The organism is Pseudomonas sp. H2_D02, assembly GCF_054677635.1.
The window spans coordinates 2,120,142-2,134,190 of sequence record NZ_CP162816.1 but is presented as its reverse complement, the minus strand read 5'-3'; the positions used below and the strand labels follow the sequence as shown (position 1 = coordinate 2,134,190).

Below are 14,049 nucleotides of genomic sequence, written 5' to 3'. Positions count from 1 at the left end.
TGTGGGAGCGGGCTTGCTCGCGAAGGCGGCCTGTGCAACGCCTCGAAACAACATCCAGAAACAATTGAGCAGCCAAAAGGCTGCTCAATAAACTGTTCCCGTTACGTATACGTCACCCTCCCTTGTGGCGTTTCGCCACGGCAGGCTGCCATCACGCTACTCGCCTACACACTTTCCAGCAGGTCCAAGCGAGAACCAATTTGGTGCACCGATCAATTCGATGCCCTTTCCTGGATCATGATCCACGGCGAAACCACCACGGCCCAGAGTTCTGGATCGCGCTCGAAAAAATCCAGCGCCCGCGTTTCAGACAGCTTGGCGACCTGCCCGGCGCCCAGCCAGGCGGCGACTTTGGTACCTTCGTCCTGGGCAAGGGCCTCGGCGGCTGCGATCAGATCCAGTGCCGGGTCGACCCACAATAGGGCACCCTTGGCAAAGAACGGCTCCAGCTCCTTCCAAGTGATAGATGCGGTTTCACCGAGCAATTTGGCATAGAGGGTGCTAGGTTCTTGATTCATGGGAGCTGTCCGGAAAAGAAATCGGCGCGAATGATAACGTCGGTGGTCTGGCAGAAAAACCCGGTTGCAATTGCAGCACCGATTGAAAAGCGCAGCAAAGCCAAGGATTGCCGATTTGACCGGACAAACCCCGCCGCGAATCTGTCTTTTTCTTTCAATAAAGCGACACCCTCAGGTTTTGCCCCCAAGCGCCAGCTTCCCTTGCCAACAATCGGCGCTCTACACTGTACCGGTACAGTTGCCGGGGGCATTTTCCGCGAGGATATCCAAGATATCTGACCCGGTTCTGCTGCTACGGCGCCAGGACTATAAAAACTACAACAGCATGAGTGGAGCACTATGACTAAGGCTACTAAGCAGATTTCCAAACTGTTTGCCGCTATGGTTCTGGCCGGGGTTGCCAGCCATTCGTTTGCCGCCGACACCATCAAGATCGGCATCGCCGGCCCGAAAACCGGCCCTGTAGCCCAATACGGCGACATGCAGTTCAGCGGCTCCAAGATGGCGATCGAGCAGATCAACGCCAAGGGCGGCGTCAACGGCAAGCAACTGGTCGCCGTTGAATACGACGACGCCTGCGATCCAAAACAAGCGGTCGCGGTCGCGAACAAGGTCGTCAACGACGGCGTCAAGTTCGTGGTCGGCCACCTGTGCTCCAGCTCTACCCAGCCCGCTTCGGACATCTACGAAGACGAAGGCGTGATCATGATCACGCCAGCGGCCACCAGCCCGGACATCACCGCTCGTGGCTACAAGATGATCTTCCGCACCATCGGCCTGGACAGCGCCCAAGGCCCAGCGGCCGGCAACTACATCGCCGACCACGTCAAGCCGAAGATCGTTGCGGTCCTGCACGACAAGCAGCAGTACGGTGAAGGCATCGCGAGCGCGGTGAAAGCCACCCTCGAGAAGAAAGGCACCAAGGTTGCCGTGTTCGAAGGCGTAAACGCCGGCGACAAGGACTTCTCCTCGATGATCGCCAAGCTCAAGCAAGCCAACGTCGACTTCGTCTACTACGGCGGCTACCACCCGGAGCTGGGCCTGATCCTGCGTCAAGCCCAGGAAAAAGGCCTGAAGGCCAAGTTCATGGGTCCGGAAGGCGTGGGTAACGACTCGATCTCGCAAATCGCCAAGGAAGCTTCCGAAGGCCTGCTGGTGACCCTGCCGAAATCCTTCGACCAGGATCCGGCCAACGTCGCCCTGGCTGACGCGTTCAAGGCCAAGAAAGAAGACCCGAGCGGTCCGTTCGTATTCCCGTCCTACTCCGCTGTGCAAGTGATCGCCCAGGCCATCACCTCCACCAAGAGCGAAGACCCGGAAAAAGTGGCTGAAGCCATCCACGCCGGCACCTTCAAGACGCCGACCGGTGACCTGAGCTTCGACAAGAACGGCGACCTGAAAGACTTCAAGTTCGTGGTTTACGAGTGGCATTTCGGCAAACCTAAAACCGAAGCTTCGCCTCAGTAAGGCCCTGCCTGACTGACTGCCAATAAAGCCCACGGCGTGCCGTGGGCTTTGTTTTGAATGTATTGGGCCGCGCTGGCGTGATCCGCCAGTCTCCCCACCTGAAAATCTCAAAACCGTCATCAGCGGTTCGCTGGCAAAACCCGCGTTCGAAGTGGATGAAGATCCACGGGGCCGGGCGGGAAAATGACTCCACCAGTGAAATGCGTATCAGGTTTTTAGGAGCGTTGTAATGCCTGACATCTATCACTTCTTCCAGCAGCTGGTTAACGGCCTGACCGTTGGCAGCACGTATGCCCTGATCGCCATCGGCTATACGATGGTCTACGGCATCATTGGAATGATCAACTTCGCCCACGGCGAGGTGTACATGATCGGCTCCTACGTGGCGTTCATCGCCATCGCCGGGCTGGCCATGATGGGACTCGACAGTGTCCCGCTGTTGATGACCGCGGCTTTCATCGCGAGCATCGTGGTCACCAGTTCCTATGGCTACAGCATCGAACGGATTGCCTATCGCCCCCTGCGCGGCAGCAACCGTCTGATCCCGCTGATTTCCGCCATCGGCATGTCGATTTTCCTGCAGAACACGGTACTGCTTTCGCAAGACTCCAAGGACAAATCCATTCCCAACCTGATTCCGGGCAACTTTGCCATCGGGCCAGGTGGGGCACATGAAGTGCTGATTTCCTACATGCAAATCGTGGTGTTCGTGGTGACCCTGGTCGCCATGCTCGGCCTCACCTTGTTCATCTCCCGTTCCCGCCTGGGCCGCGCCTGCCGCGCCTGCGCCGAGGACATCAAGATGGCCAACCTGCTGGGCATCAACACCAACAACATCATCGCCCTGACCTTCGTCATCGGTGCGGCCCTGGCGGCCATCGCCGCGGTGCTGTTGAGCATGCAATACGGCGTAATCAACCCCAACGCCGGCTTCCTCGTCGGCCTGAAGGCCTTTACCGCCGCGGTACTGGGCGGCATCGGCAGCATCCCCGGGGCAATGCTCGGCGGGCTGGTGCTGGGCGTGGCGGAAGCCTTTGGCGCCGACATCTTCGGCGACCAGTACAAGGACGTCGTGGCGTTCGGCTTGTTGGTTCTGGTTCTGTTATTCCGGCCGACCGGCATCCTGGGCCGCCCGGAGGTTGAAAAAGTATGACTAGGCATCTCAAATCGGCGCTTTTCAGCGCCCTGCTGGTCTGGGCCGTGGCCTACCCGGTACTCGGTCTCAAACTGACCATCGTCGGCATCAACCTGGAAGTGCACGGCACCAGCCCGGCCATCCTTGCCACCATCGCGATCTGCTCTGTGCTGATGTTCCTGCGCGTGCTGTTCAGCACGCAGATCAGCGCTGCATGGAAAGCATCGCCCGGCGTGCCGGTGATCCCGGCCAAGGCCAGCAACTTCCTGACCCTGCCGTCGACCCAGCGCTGGATCGTGCTGGGCCTGATCGTCGTGGCCCTGGTGTGGCCGTTCTTCGGTTCGCGCGGCGCGGTAGATATCGCCACGCTGATCCTGATCTACGTGATGCTGGGCCTGGGCCTGAACATCGTCGTAGGCCTGGCCGGGCTGCTGGACCTGGGCTACGTCGGTTTCTATGCCGTCGGCGCCTACAGCTACGCGCTGCTGTCCCACTACTTCGGCCTGAGCTTCTGGATCTGCCTGCCGATCGCCGGGATGATGGCCGCCACCTTCGGTTTCCTGCTGGGTTTCCCGGTCCTGCGCTTGCGCGGTGACTACCTGGCGATCGTGACCCTGGGTTTTGGCGAGATCATCCGTCTGTTCCTGCGCAACCTGACCGACATCACCGGTGGCCCGAACGGCATCAGCAACATCGAGAAACCGACGTTCTTCGGCCTGACCTTCGAGCGCAAGGCCGCCGAAGGCCTGCAGACCTTCCACGAGTACTTCGGCCTGCAATACAACTCGATCAACAAGGTGATCTTCCTCTATCTGGTTGCCCTGTTGCTGGCCCTGGCCGCGCTGTTCGTCATCAACCGCCTGCTGCGCATGCCGATCGGCCGCGCCTGGGAGGCATTGCGTGAAGACGAAATCGCCTGCCGTGCGCTGGGTCTCAACCCGACCGTGATCAAGCTGTCGGCGTTTACCCTGGGCGCTGCGTTTGCCGGTTTCGCCGGTAGCTTCTTTGCCGCCCGCCAAGGCCTGGTGACGCCCGAGTCCTTCACCTTCATCGAGTCGGCGATCATTCTCGCCATCGTCGTGCTGGGCGGGATGGGCTCGCAGTTGGGTGTGATCCTGGCGGCGATCGTAATGATCCTGCTTCCCGAAATGATGCGTGAATTCAGTGAATACCGCATGTTGATGTTCGGCGCCTTGATGGTGCTGATGATGATCTGGCGTCCTCAAGGTCTGCTGCCGATGCAACGCCCACACATGGAGCTGCGCAAATGAGCCGCGAGATCCTCAAGGTTGAAAACCTAAGCATGCGCTTTGGCGGCTTGCTGGCGGTCAACGGCGTGGCCCTGACCGTAAAAGAAAAACAAGTGGTTGCCTTGATCGGGCCGAACGGCGCGGGCAAGACCACCGTGTTCAACTGCCTGACCGGCTTCTACCAGCCCACCGGCGGCACCATCCTGCTGGACGGCGAGCCGATCCAGGGCCTGGCCGGCCACCACATCGCCCGCAAGGGCGTGGTGCGGACCTTCCAGAACGTGCGGCTGTTCAAGGACATGACGGCGGTCGAGAACCTGTTGATCGCCCAGCACCGTCACCTGAACACCAACTTCTTTGCCGGCCTGTTCAAGACCCCGGCGTTCCGCAAGAGCGAACGCGAGGCCATGGAGTACGCCGAGTATTGGCTCGACAAGGTCAACCTCACCGAGTTCGCCAACCGTACCGCCGGCACCCTGGCCTACGGTCAGCAACGGCGCCTGGAGATCGCCCGCTGCATGATGACCCGTCCGCGGATCCTCATGCTCGACGAACCGGCCGCTGGCCTGAACCCGAAGGAAACCGAAGACCTGAAGGCGTTGATCAGCGTGTTGCGCGAGGAGCACAACGTCACCGTGCTGCTGATCGAGCACGACATGAAGCTAGTCATGAGCATTTCCGACCACATCGTCGTGATCAACCAGGGCACGCCCCTGGCCGACGGCACGCCGGAACAGATCCGCGACAATCCTGAAGTGATCAAAGCCTACCTGGGGGAAGCGTAAATGCTGCAGTTCGAAAACGTTTCCACCTTCTACGGCAAGATCCAGGCGCTGCACAGCGTCAACGTCGAGGTCCGCCAGGGCGAAATCGTCACGCTGATCGGTGCCAACGGCGCCGGCAAGTCCACGCTGCTGATGACGCTCTGCGGTTCGCCCCAGGCCCACAGCGGCAGCATCCGCTACATGGGTGAGGAATTGGTGGGCCAGGACTCGGCGCGCATCATGCGCAAGAGCATCGCGGTGGTGCCGGAAGGTCGTCGGGTATTTGCCCGGCTGACCGTGGAAGAGAACCTCGCCATGGGCGGGTTCTTCACCGACAAGGGCGACTATCAGGAACAGATGGACAAGGTGCTGCACCTTTTCCCACGCCTGAAAGAACGTTTTACCCAGCGCGGCGGCACCATGTCCGGCGGCGAACAGCAAATGCTCGCCATCGGCCGTGCGCTGATGAGCAAGCCCAAGCTGCTGTTGCTCGACGAGCCTTCCCTGGGCCTGGCGCCGATCATCATCCAGCAGATCTTCGACATCATCGAACAACTGCGCAAGGATGGCGTGACGGTGTTCCTGGTGGAGCAGAACGCCAACCAGGCGCTGAAGATCGCAGACCGGGCGTACGTACTGGAGAACGGTCGCGTGGTGATGCAAGGCACCGGTGAAGCGCTGCTGACCGACCCGAAAGTGCGCGAGGCGTACTTGGGGGGTTGAATCTCTCGCAATAAAAAACGGCCTTCGGGCCGTTTTTTTCGTTCGGATGATGGACGTAAATCCCTGTGGCGAGGGAGCTTGCTCCCGCTGGCTGCGTAGCGGCCTTAAGATTTTGCGGTCGCTGCGCAACCGAGCGGGAGCAAGCTCCCTCGCCACGGGTACAGCGTGTTTCATCCTACAACCGATCCAACGCCTCCCCACTCCTCTTGAACCACTCAATCAGATAATCAGCCAGCACTTGCGTACGCTTGGGCAGCCCACCCTGATACGGGTGCACCAGGTACATCGGCATGCGCCGGGTCTGGAAGTCGCGCAGCAACCAGCGCAGGCGTCCGTCAGCCAATTCCTCGTTGAGCAGGTAAGACGGTAACCGGGCGATGCCGGCACCCGCCAGGGCGGCTTTTTTCAACAGGCTGTAATGGTTGCTGGCAAACGGCCCGGACACTCGCACCCGCAGCAATTCGTGTTGCTGGTGGTACAGCCATTCCTCACGTCCGCTGTAGTGGCTGTTGAGCAAGCACTTGTGCTCCGCCAGGGCCTGGGGTGTTTCCGGCTCGCCGTAGCGCTCCAGATAAGCCGGGCTGGCGCAGGTCATTTCATGCCAGGCCAGCAACGGACGAGCCACCAATCGCTCATCGATCGCCGCATCGGAGCGGATCGCCAGGTCGAAACCATCGCGGGATAGATCGCGATAGCCGTTGTTGAGCTCCAGCTCGATCTGCACGTCGGGATAGGCATGGGCAAACTCGGTAAGCAGCCCCTCGAAGAAGGTTTCGCCCAACGAAACCGGAACCGTCATACGCACCGGCCCGGAAACTTCGCCCTTCAAGCGGGCCAATGCCTGACGCGCCCTTTCCACCTGGACCAACAACGCCTGGGCCTGGGGCAACAGCGCAGCGCCCGCCGCAGTGAGACTCAAGCGTCGTGTCGTGCGCTGGAGCAGCAGCACCGAAAACCGTTCCTCCAGAAGACTGATGCGCTTGGACAGTTGCCCCTTGCTGCACCCCAACTGCTGCGCCGCCAAGGTGAAACTTCCAGCCTCCACCAGCACGGCAAACGCGGCGAGGTCGTCTATTTCGCTCAATGGATTGTTTCCAAATGAAAACCAAAGGTTTCCCATTAGCACGCTTATCCCCAGGAAAATCCACTCTAGACTTCAACCTCGTTCAACCCTACTGAGGTACAGCCCATGAAAATCCTGTTGATCGGTGCCAACGGCACCATCGGTTCAGCCATCGATAACGAGCTATCGCCGCGCCATGAAATCGTGCGCATCGGCCGCCACAGCGGTGACGTGCAGGTGGACATCAGCGACAGCGCCTCGATCCGCGCCCTGTTCGAAAAGACCGGGCGCTTCGACGCGCTGGTCTGTGCCGCAGGCAACGTCACCTTCGCGCCCCTGGGCGACATGACCGAGGACAGCTTCGCCCTCGGCTTGAAGGACAAACTGATGGGCCAGGTCAACCTGCTGCTGATCGGCCGCGAATTTGCCAACGACGGCGCATCTTTTACCTTCACCACCGGCGTGCTCAGTCACGACCCCATCAAGAGTGGCGCCTCGGCAGCCCTGGTGAACGGCGCCCTCGACAGTTTTGTACGCGCGGCGGCAATCGAATTGCCGCGAGGGTTACGGGTCAATTCGGTGAGCCCGAACGTACTGCTGGAAGCGATGGACAAATATGCCCCGTATTTCCGCGGTTATAAGCCGGTTCCTGCGGCTGATGTGGCGTTGGCCTACGCCAAGAGTGTCGAAGGCCTACAAACCGGCCAGACTTTTCATGTGGGCTAACCCCCCTTGTGATGAAGGATCAGTCTGAGTAACGTGGCGGCACTTGTCTGGAGACCCAATGATGCGTGCCGCTCGTTCCTTGTTATTTGTCGCCCTTCTTCCACTGTTCGCCGGCTGCCAGTTGCTCGAAGCCCCGCGCCAGAGCGTGTCCCATGCCGGGCAAACGCGTATGCAAGGCGAACTGACGGCAGCGGATGGCAAGCTGGTGTTCCAGCCGTGCCAGGAACAGCGCCGCTACATCGTCAATGACGCTGGCGGCACCAGCGTCCTGCAACAAGCCGCCACCTTGGCGGATGATAGCGGCAAGGTGTTCGCCGACTTGCGCGGTCGCATCGTTTCCAGCGCGTCGGCCGGTACCGAGAGTCAGTTGGACGTCGAGCAACTGTATCGCCTGGAACCTTCGGCGACCGCTTGCGACAACGCTGACTTCAAGCGCGTGATTCTGCGTGCAGCGGGCCACAGCCCAGAATGGGCCCTCACGGCCAGCGGCAAAGGCCTGGTGCTGGACCGCGCAGGCCAGCCCCCACTGGCGGTGCCTTACGTCGAGGAGCAACTGGGCGACGGCCGTTTCAACCTCGGCACCGAAGCCAACGGCCAGAAAGTCGAGCTCTGGGTCACGCCAGCGCGCTGTGTCGACAGCGCCACCGGCAGCGTGCAACACATGAGTGCGGAGTTGCGGGTCAACGGCCAGGTCCAGCGCGGTTGCGCCTATTTCGGCGGCGCGCGCGACGACTGATCCGACGGGAAGCTGTTTAAACCTCACCGAAAGCGGGTTTGCAGCTTATAATCGCCGGTTTGAAATACGCCCTGGCGCAGTAGTGCGTCCCGCGAACCGGATCCTGCCATGTTACGAATCACCGAACTCAAGCTGCCGATCGACCATCCTGAAGAAGACCTGCGTCCCGCCATCGTGCAACGCCTGGGCATCGCCAGCGATGACCTGCTCGACTTCACCTTGTTCAAGCGCAGCTACGACGCACGCAAGAAATCCTCCGAGCTGTGCTTCATCTACACCATCGACCTGACGGTGCGTGATGAAGCCAGCGTGCTGCGCAAATTTGCCGATGATCGTAACGTCAACGAAGCACCGGACATCAGCTACAAGGTGGTTGGCCACGCACCAGCCGACCTTGGCGAACGGCCGATCGTGGTCGGCTTTGGCCCGTGCGGCATCTTCGCCGCCATGCTGCTGGCGCAGATGGGCTTCAAGCCGATCATCCTCGAGCGCGGCCCGGAAGTACGCCAGCGCACCAAGGACACCTGGGGCCTGTGGCGCAAAAGCGTGCTCAACCCCGAATCCAACGTGCAATTTGGCGAGGGCGGCGCGGGGACATTCTCCGACGGCAAGCTCTACAGCCAGATCAAGGACCCGAAATTCCTCGGGCGCAAGGTCCTGCACGAGTTCGTCAAGGCCGGCGCGCCCGAAGAAATCCTCTACGTCAGCAAGCCACACATTGGTACGTTCCGCCTGACAGGCGTCGTGGAAAACATGCGTGAGCAGATTCGCGCCCTGGGCGGCGAAGTGCGCTTCGGACAGCGGGTCACCGATGTGCTGATCGAGGACGGCCAACTGGTCGGCGTCGAGCTGGCCAGCGGTGAACAGATCCACTCCAAACACGTGATTCTCGCCTTGGGCCACAGCGCCCGGGACACCTTCCGCATGCTCCACAGCCGTGGCGTGTACATGGAAGCCAAGCCGTTCTCGGTGGGTTTCCGTATCGAACACCCGCAATCGTTGATCGACAGCGCGCGCCTGGGCAAATACGCCGGGCACCCGAAACTCGGCGCCGCGGACTACAAGCTGGTGCACCACGCCAAGAATGGCCGTTCGGTATACAGCTTCTGCATGTGCCCGGGCGGCACCGTGGTGGCAGCCACCTCCGAGCCGAATCGGGTCGTGACCAACGGCATGAGCCAGTACTCGCGCAACGAGCGCAACGCCAACTCCGGCATCGTCGTGGGTATCACCCCGGAAGTGGATTACCCGGGTGGTCCGTTGGCAGGGATCGAGTTGCAGGAGCGCCTGGAATCCCACGCCTTCGTGCTCGGCGGCAGCAACTACGAAGCCCCTGCGCAACTGGTGGGCGACTTCATTGCCGGCAAACCGTCCACGGCGCTGGGCAGCGTCGAACCGTCCTACAAACCGGGGGTTGCCTTGGGCGACCTGGCCCTGGCCCTGCCGGAGTTCGCCATCGAAGCCATTCGTGAAGCGTTGCCAGCGTTCGAAAAGCAGATCCGTGGCTACTCGCTGCATGACGCCGTGCTGACCGGGATCGAGACCCGCACGTCGTCGCCGCTGCGCATTACCCGCAACGAAACGCTGCAGAGCCTGAATGTGAAGGGTTTGTTCCCGGCGGGCGAAGGTGCCGGTTATGCGGGCGGGATCCTCTCGGCGGGCGTCGATGGAATCCGGATTGCCGAGGCGGTGGCGCGGGACATGCTCGGCCTCGAGGCCTGACACCGGACCTGTGGGAGCGAGCTTGCTCGCGATGGCGGCCCGGCATTCAACACACTTGTTGACTGATCCACCGCTATCGCGAGCAAGCTCGCTCCCACAAGAGGCCTCAGTGATTCAAATATTGGCCCGCAACACACTCTCCGGCAGCGCTTCGCCTCGCTCCACACATGCCGCCACGGCGCTGATCAACGCGTCCAATTCATACCCTTGCTCCTTGAGCCACGCCGGATCGTAATAAGTCGTGGCGTAACGCTCCCCGCCATCACACAAGATCGCCACGATCGAGCCCGATTCGCTGGCGTCCACCATGCATTTTGCGGCAATCAGCGCGCCGATCAGGTTGGTGCCGCTGGAACCTCCGACCCGTCGTCCCAGGCGTTGGGCCAGGTACTGCATGGCCGCGAGGGACAAGGCGTCCGGCACCTTGACCATCGCATCGATGACTTTGGGCAGGAATGACGCTTCGACCCGTGGCCGGCCGATGCCTTCGATCCGCGAACCGCAATCCAGGCGCAGACTGGCATCGCCACTGCGGTAGTAGTCAAAGAACACCGAACGCTCGGCATCGGCACACAGCACCCGGGTGCAATGCTGGCGGTAGCGTACGTAGCGTCCCAGGGTGGCAGTCGTACCGCCGGTGCCGGGACTGGAAATCAGCCAAGTCGGCTCTGGATGCTGCTCGAAGCGCATCTGCTGAAAGATCGACTCGGCAATGTTGTTATTGGCTCGCCAGTCCGTGGCGCGCTCGGCGTAGGTGAATTGGTCGATGAAATGCCCGTCATGCTCACGGGCCAGGCGCTCGGACTCGGCGTAAATCTGCGTAGGATCATCGACCAAATGGCTCTGGCCGCCATAAAAAGCGATCTGTGCAATTTTTTCCCGCGAAGTGCTCGCAGGCATCACCGCGATGAATGGCAGGCCCAGCAATCTCGCGAAGTAAGCCTCGGAGATCGCCGTCGATCCGCTGGACGCCTCGATCACCGGCGCACCGGGCTTGAGCCAGCCGTTGCACAACGCGTAGAGAAACAGGGATCGGGCCAGTCGATGCTTGAGGCTGCCGGTGGGATGACTCGACTCATCCTTGAAATACAGCTCGATGCCCGGTAATCCAGGCAACGGCAGCGGGATCAGGTGCGTATCGGCGCTGCGCTGGAAATCGGCCTCGATGATGCGAATGGCTTCGCGCGCCCACTGGCGGTGGTCGTTCATGGTGTGTGTTCTCATTGGCTCGGTACGACACAGGCAGACCGAGGGCCGTGGGGCACGATCTGGTTCGGAAATACGAGACGCAAGCTTAGGAAAAAACCGACATCGCGCACAGGTACAGCTAAGGTCCAATATGGCACGGAACTGCCTGACCACCTGGGACGGTGCTTTGTAACGATATATAACAAAAAAGAATATAACTTTTGTTTTAGCAACCAACCGTACGGGTTAGGGTGTGCCATCTTTTTGAAATTGATGAATGGAGAGCAACCTTGGCTCTACGTAATTCTTTGTCACGGTTTTTCCAACTCGAAGCGGCCAGTGGCCTGTTGCTGATCGCCGCCGCTGTGCTGGCCCTGGTCATCAACAATTCGCCATTATCCTGGCTTTATGCCGGCTTGCTGGACACGCCCGTGGTTGCCCAAGTCGGTGCGCTGAAAATCGCCAAGCCCCTTCTGCTGTGGATCAACGACGGTTTGATGGCGTTGTTCTTCCTGCTGATTGGCCTGGAGGTCAAGCGCGAGGTACTCGATGGGCAACTGTCGAAGCCTTCGCAAATCGTCTTGCCGGGCGCAGCGGCGATCGGTGGCATGCTGGTGCCCGCACTGATCTATTGGTTCCTGAACCGCGACAATCCCGCCGCTCTTGCCGGCTGGGCCATTCCGACGGCCACCGATATTGCCTTCGCCCTGGGCGTGCTGGCATTGCTCGGCAAACGGGTGCCCGTATCGCTCAAGCTGTTCCTGATGACCCTGGCGATCATCGATGACCTGGGCGCCATTATCATTATCGCGATCTTCTATTCGGGTGCCTTGTCGACCTTGTCGCTGGGACTGGCGGCCGCGTGCATAGCCGGCCTGGTGGCGATGAACCGGATGGGCGTGGTCAAGCTCGGCCCCTATATGGTGGTCGGGCTGATTCTTTGGGTCTGCGTGCTCAAGAGCGGCGTCCACGCCACGCTGGCGGGTGTGACCCTGGCGTTCTGTATTCCGTTGCGCACGAAGAACGCCGAAACCTCTCCGTTGTTGACGCTGGAGCATGCCCTGCATCCCTGGGTGGCCTACGGCATCCTGCCGTTGTTTGCCTTCGCCAACGCCGGTCTGTCGCTGAGTGGCGTCACGGTGGAGAGCTTCACTCACCATGTGCCGATGGGCATTGCGATCGGTCTGTTGCTTGGCAAGACCGTCGGCGTGTTCGGCCTGACCTGGCTGGCCGTCAAGATCGGCATCGCCAGCCTGCCCAGCGGCGCGAACTGGGGCCAGGTGCTGGGGGTGGCGATACTTTGCGGGATCGGCTTTACGATGAGTCTGTTCGTGGGTTCCCTGGCGTTTGAGCCGGGTGTGAGTGAGTACGCGGGCATGGATCGGATGGGGATTCTTACCGGGTCGATCCTGGCGGCGTTGATTGGGTATGGGGTTACGGCTATGGCCAGTCGCAGGCCCCCTGTGACGGCTTCGTGATGGTGTACATATCCGTCTCTGCAGTCACGGCCGCTTAGGGTTCCGCCCTTACGGCGGCTCACTTTTGGAAGAGCGCCAAAAGTAAGCAAAAACGCTCTGCCCCACCACTCGGCACCTCGCCTAGGCTCGGTGTGCCCTCACTCCGGCATTGCTCCGTGGGCCCGCCGCGATGGGCCATCCATGGCCCTGCGCGGCTATCCCGGCATCCATGCCGGGATGCCCACTGCGCAATGCCTGCGTTCGGCCAGCGTGGTTTAACGGGGCATCAAGATCAAGATCAAAAGCAGAGCAACAGCAACAGCAACAGCCGGGCATCAGCCAGATATGTGTAGCTGAGCGACCGCTATCGCGAGCAAGCTCGCTCCCACATTGGATCTTCAGCAGCCACCCGATGCACATACGCCGCAGAACCCTGTGGGAGCGAGTCTGCTCGCGAAGAGGCCAGTGCATCCACATCATCATCGACTGTGACAACGCCTTCGCGAGCAGGCTCGCTCCCACAGGGGAAACGCGGTCCCCACCAAGAACCAGGTCGGCCCGAAGGCCGCCTCGGGATGGACGTAGATTTCGGCGCCCCGTTAACCACGATGGCCGGAGCGAAGCACCGAGTGGTGGGGCAAAAGCGTTTGGGTTACTTTTGACTGGGCCGGCTTCCGGGCTTCTCAAAAGTGACCCGCTGTAAGAGCGGAACCTTAAGTAGGCGTAACCAAAGAAACGGATATGGCCACTGCTCTATAGATACCGGCTCCTACGAAACAAACCAACTTAGTGCGATACGCGACTCGTGCCACCCACGGTGGAAATCCGCACCCGCTCACCTACGCGGAACACTTCATTCTCCTGAACCTGCTGCACATAGGCACGCATGCTGCCGTCATCTTCACGAACGGTAATTTCAACACCCTGCGTACGGGTCAAACCTTCTTCAGTGGCGGAGCCGATCAGGCCGCCGGCCACTGCACCGATGACGGCGGCGACGATGCTGCCGCGGCCACCACCGATGGCGCTGCCACCTACGCCGCCGACCACCGCACCGGCAGCTCCGCCGATCGGGGTCTTGGTGCCTTCGATCTTGACCGGGCGCAGGGATTCGATGGTCCCCATACGAATCGTCTGGACGCGACGCGCTTCGTCACGGGAATAGGAGTCACCGGTCAGGCTCGACTGACAGCCAGTGAGCAACATCGCCATCGTGGAAAAGGAAGCAACCAGCAAAACAGACTTACGCATAGCATCAACTCCAAAAGACAGGGATCCATTAAACTCCCCGGCTTGACGC

14 protein-coding genes are annotated in these 14,049 nt (G+C 60.7%); 10 read left to right on the top strand and 4 right to left on the bottom strand.

What is annotated here, in order from left to right; translation table 11 throughout:
- Positions 1–212 precede the first annotated feature (212 nt).
- Positions 213–518, bottom strand: a complete 306-nt coding sequence (locus AB4N42_RS09930) for a DUF2288 domain-containing protein (protein WP_030139383.1) — start codon at positions 516–518, stop codon at positions 213–215.
- Between the two features lie 42 nt (positions 519–560).
- Between AB4N42_RS09930 and AB4N42_RS09925 the strand changes: the two genes are divergently transcribed.
- The 6 genes from AB4N42_RS09925 (at position 561) to AB4N42_RS09900 (ending at position 5,857) form a co-directional block, all read left to right on the top strand.
- On the top strand, positions 561–797 hold the full coding sequence (locus tag AB4N42_RS09925; RefSeq protein ID WP_460116136.1) for a hypothetical protein: 237 nt from the start codon (positions 561–563) through the stop codon (positions 795–797).
- 60 nt (positions 798–857) lie between these two features.
- A complete protein-coding gene (locus tag AB4N42_RS09920) occupies positions 858–1,985 on the top strand; it encodes a branched-chain amino acid ABC transporter substrate-binding protein (protein WP_030139384.1) in 1,128 nt (375 codons plus the stop codon).
- Between the two features lie 229 nt (positions 1,986–2,214).
- On the top strand, positions 2,215–3,138 hold the full coding sequence (gene livH / locus AB4N42_RS09915; RefSeq protein WP_014336891.1) for a high-affinity branched-chain amino acid ABC transporter permease LivH: 924 nt from the start codon (positions 2,215–2,217) through the stop codon (positions 3,136–3,138).
- Positions 3,135–4,391: a high-affinity branched-chain amino acid ABC transporter permease LivM gene (locus AB4N42_RS09910; protein WP_030139385.1), complete on the top strand. Its 1,257-nt coding sequence runs from the start codon at positions 3,135–3,137 to the stop codon at positions 4,389–4,391. Before livH ends, AB4N42_RS09910 begins: the two co-directional genes overlap by 4 nt.
- Positions 4,388–5,155 (top strand): high-affinity branched-chain amino acid ABC transporter ATP-binding protein LivG, encoded by a 768-nt coding sequence (livG, locus tag AB4N42_RS09905; protein ID WP_030139386.1) that lies wholly within the window; start codon positions 4,388–4,390, stop codon positions 5,153–5,155. Before AB4N42_RS09910 ends, livG begins: the two co-directional genes overlap by 4 nt.
- The gene (locus AB4N42_RS09900; protein ID WP_003184675.1) at positions 5,156–5,857 is read left to right on the top strand and encodes an ABC transporter ATP-binding protein; all 702 of its coding nucleotides are present in this window, start codon (positions 5,156–5,158) and stop codon (positions 5,855–5,857) included.
- A gap of 175 nt (positions 5,858–6,032) precedes the next feature.
- Here the strand turns inward: AB4N42_RS09900 and AB4N42_RS09895 are convergent, their stop codons facing one another.
- Positions 6,033–6,941: a LysR family transcriptional regulator gene (locus AB4N42_RS09895; protein WP_030139387.1), complete on the bottom strand. Its 909-nt coding sequence runs from the start codon at positions 6,939–6,941 to the stop codon at positions 6,033–6,035.
- A 105-nt stretch (positions 6,942–7,046) separates the two neighbouring features.
- On the opposite strand from AB4N42_RS09895, the gene AB4N42_RS09890 reads away from it, so the two are divergent.
- The 3 genes from AB4N42_RS09890 to AB4N42_RS09880 all read left to right on the top strand — a co-directional run bounded on the left by AB4N42_RS09890 (position 7,047) and on the right by AB4N42_RS09880 (position 10,104).
- Positions 7,047–7,646, top strand: a complete 600-nt coding sequence (locus tag AB4N42_RS09890; RefSeq protein WP_030139388.1) for a short chain dehydrogenase — start codon at positions 7,047–7,049, stop codon at positions 7,644–7,646.
- 61 nt (positions 7,647–7,707) lie between these two features.
- Positions 7,708–8,382 carry a COG3650 family protein gene (locus AB4N42_RS09885; protein WP_217860202.1) on the top strand — a complete coding sequence of 225 codons (675 nt, stop codon included), beginning with the start codon at positions 7,708–7,710 and terminating at the stop codon, positions 8,380–8,382.
- Between the two features lie 108 nt (positions 8,383–8,490).
- On the top strand, positions 8,491–10,104 hold the full coding sequence (locus AB4N42_RS09880; RefSeq protein WP_030139390.1) for an NAD(P)/FAD-dependent oxidoreductase: 1,614 nt from the start codon (positions 8,491–8,493) through the stop codon (positions 10,102–10,104).
- Between the two features lie 114 nt (positions 10,105–10,218).
- Here AB4N42_RS09880 and AB4N42_RS09875 read toward each other — a convergent pair whose 3' ends face one another.
- Positions 10,219–11,313: a PLP-dependent cysteine synthase family protein gene (locus tag AB4N42_RS09875; RefSeq protein ID WP_030139391.1), complete on the bottom strand. Its 1,095-nt coding sequence runs from the start codon at positions 11,311–11,313 to the stop codon at positions 10,219–10,221.
- A 269-nt stretch (positions 11,314–11,582) separates the two neighbouring features.
- Between AB4N42_RS09875 and nhaA the strand changes: the two genes are divergently transcribed.
- A complete protein-coding gene (gene nhaA, locus AB4N42_RS09870) occupies positions 11,583–12,770 on the top strand; it encodes a Na+/H+ antiporter NhaA (RefSeq protein WP_030139392.1) in 1,188 nt (395 codons plus the stop codon).
- Positions 12,771–13,535: 765 nt separating this feature from the next.
- Here the strand turns inward: nhaA and AB4N42_RS09865 are convergent.
- Complete coding sequence (locus tag AB4N42_RS09865; protein ID WP_024776354.1) at positions 13,536–14,000, bottom strand: outer membrane lipoprotein; 465 nt, start codon at positions 13,998–14,000, stop codon at positions 13,536–13,538.
- Positions 14,001–14,049 lie beyond the last annotated feature (49 nt).

Coding starts and splice junctions, on each gene's coding strand:
- AB4N42_RS09900 (WP_003184675.1), top strand. CDS start 5,156: ATGCTGCAGTTCGAAAACGTTTCCACCTTCTACGGCAAGATCCAGGCG.
- livH (WP_014336891.1), top strand. CDS start 2,215: ATGCCTGACATCTATCACTTCTTCCAGCAGCTGGTTAACGGCCTGACC.
- AB4N42_RS09880 (WP_030139390.1), top strand. CDS start 8,491: ATGTTACGAATCACCGAACTCAAGCTGCCGATCGACCATCCTGAAGAA.
- AB4N42_RS09875 (WP_030139391.1), bottom strand. CDS start 11,313: ATGAACGACCACCGCCAGTGGGCGCGCGAAGCCATTCGCATCATCGAG.
- AB4N42_RS09910 (WP_030139385.1), top strand. CDS start 3,135: ATGACTAGGCATCTCAAATCGGCGCTTTTCAGCGCCCTGCTGGTCTGG.
- livG (WP_030139386.1), top strand. CDS start 4,388: ATGAGCCGCGAGATCCTCAAGGTTGAAAACCTAAGCATGCGCTTTGGC.
- AB4N42_RS09920 (WP_030139384.1), top strand. CDS start 858: ATGACTAAGGCTACTAAGCAGATTTCCAAACTGTTTGCCGCTATGGTT.
- AB4N42_RS09890 (WP_030139388.1), top strand. CDS start 7,047: ATGAAAATCCTGTTGATCGGTGCCAACGGCACCATCGGTTCAGCCATC.
- AB4N42_RS09930 (WP_030139383.1), bottom strand. CDS start 518: ATGAATCAAGAACCTAGCACCCTCTATGCCAAATTGCTCGGTGAAACC.
- AB4N42_RS09865 (WP_024776354.1), bottom strand. CDS start 14,000: ATGCGTAAGTCTGTTTTGCTGGTTGCTTCCTTTTCCACGATGGCGATG.
- AB4N42_RS09885 (WP_217860202.1), top strand. CDS start 7,708: ATGCGTGCCGCTCGTTCCTTGTTATTTGTCGCCCTTCTTCCACTGTTC.